1 protein-coding gene is annotated in these 2,010 nt (G+C 67.8%); it reads right to left on the bottom strand.

All coding sequences use genetic code 11. From position 1 onward, the window contains the following. A partial coding sequence (locus tag NKJ84_RS32930) for a condensation domain-containing protein (RefSeq protein WP_352509990.1) occupies positions 1-2,010 on the bottom strand: 2,010 nt, incomplete at both ends.

The following is a 2,010-nucleotide window of genomic DNA, read 5'->3' on the forward strand; positions in this document are numbered from 1 at the left end:
GCACCGCTGCGACGGATAGGCCGCCGCCGTCCGGTTCAGATCCTCCAGCAGATAGGTGCGCTCGGCGGCCGGCAGGATGTCAATGCGGCCGACCGGCTGGCCTGCATCGGCAGCCATCGCCCGCAGCAGCGCCAGCAGATAACCACGCTGCCGCTCGATCGTCGCCTGATCGAACAGCGCCGTGGCATAACCAAACGTTCCGGCGATCTCCTCGCCACGCTCGCAAAGGCTCAGCTCCAGATCGAACTTGACCTGATCATACCCCTCCCCGGCAGCTTCCACACTCAGCCCCGGCAGGTCCAATGACCCGACGGCGTTGTTCTGCCAGGCCAACATCACCTGGAACAGCGGCGTGTGATCAAGATGCCGTGGCGGCTGCACGATCTCGACGACCTGCTCGAACGGCAGGTCCTGATGCTCCTGGGCAGCCAAGGCCGTGCGCCGCGTCCGTTCCAGAAGCTCCGACACGCTCGGCTCGCCCGACAGGTCCAGCCGAAGCGCCAGGGTGTTGACGAAGAAGCCGATCAACTCTTCGATCTCGCCCCGGCCTCGATTGGCGCTCGGCACGCCGATCACAAGGTCGTCCTGCCCCGACAGACGCGACAGCACCGCCGCCCAGGCCGCCAGCACCGTCATGAACAACGTCGTGCCATGCTGCCGGCTCAGCCGCTTCAGACCCCGCGTCAGATCCGCATCGATGACGATCGGCACAGCGGCCCCGGCATACGACTGCTGGGCCGGCCGCGGCCGGTCCGTCGGCAGCGCAAGACGGGCCGGAGCGTCAGACAGGGTGTCGCGCCAATACTGCGCCTGGCTCTGCAGCCGTTCCCCCGACAGCCACCGCCGTTGCCAGGCGGCATAATCCGGGTACTGGATCGCCAGCGGCGGCAAAGGATCGTCCTGTCCAGCCTCGAACGCCCGGTAAAGCTGACTGAGTTCACGCACCAGCACGCCCATCGACCAGCCGTCCGAGACGATATGATGCTGGGTCAGCAGGAAGACGTGTTGCTCATCCGACATCCGGATCAGACGCCCGCGGATCAGCGGCCCGCGCGCAACATCGAACGGCGTGCGCGCCTCTTCATGGCACAGATCCAAAAGCGCAGCCTCAGCATCCGGCCTGTCCCGCAGATCGTGCTCGGCCACCGGCAGTCCCGCATCCGGCGGCAGAACCTCAACCCAGGGCTTGCCCTCCGGTGCGACAAAGACGCTGCGCAGCGCCTCATGACGCGCAAACAGACGGTCAAGGCTGCGCTGCCAGGCGCCGCGGTCGAGCACACCACGCAGCCGCAAGGCCAGTGGAATGTGATAGTTCGTGCTGCCCTCGTCCAGCTGCGCCAAAAACCATATCCGCTGCTGCGCAAACGACAGCACAAGCGGCTCATTGCGCGACACCGTCGCAATCGCCGGCAGGTCTTGCGGACCGGAGCGGCTCAACACCTCGACGATGCTTTCGGCCAGATCGGCAAGCACCGGTCTGGCGAACAGCCTCGTCAGCGGCAGTTCGACCCCAACAGCCCGCGACAGCCGGCTCGAGAGCTGCACGGCCAGCAGCGAGTGGCCACCCAGCTCGAAGAAGTGGTCGTGGCGTCCGACCCGCTCGACACCGAGAAGCTCCGCCCAGATCTCGGCCAGCGCCGTCTCGATCGCGGCGCGGGGCGCCTCATAGGCCGCCCGCGCATAGGCGTCGTCGGCCGGCGCCGGCAGCGCCTTGCGGTCGAGCTTGCCGTTCGGCGTCAGCGGCAGCGCCGCCAGCCGCACGAATGCCGTTGGCACCATGTAGTCCGGCAGCCGCCCGCTCACATGTGCGCGCAAGGCGCCGGCAAGCGCGCCGCCATCGTCCTGCTCCGCTCCCGCCTCGGGCCCACACACGACATAAGCGACAAGGTGCTTGTCGCCGGCGCGGTCCTGGCGCGCCACCACCACCGCCTCACGCACCCAGGCATGCTCGCAAAGCCGCGCCGCGATCTCGCCCGGCTCGATGCGGAAGCCGCGGATCTTCACCTGGTC

Source organism: Mesorhizobium sp. M0048, from assembly GCF_040323405.1.
Taxonomy (GTDB): Bacteria; Pseudomonadota; Alphaproteobacteria; order Rhizobiales; family Rhizobiaceae; genus Mesorhizobium.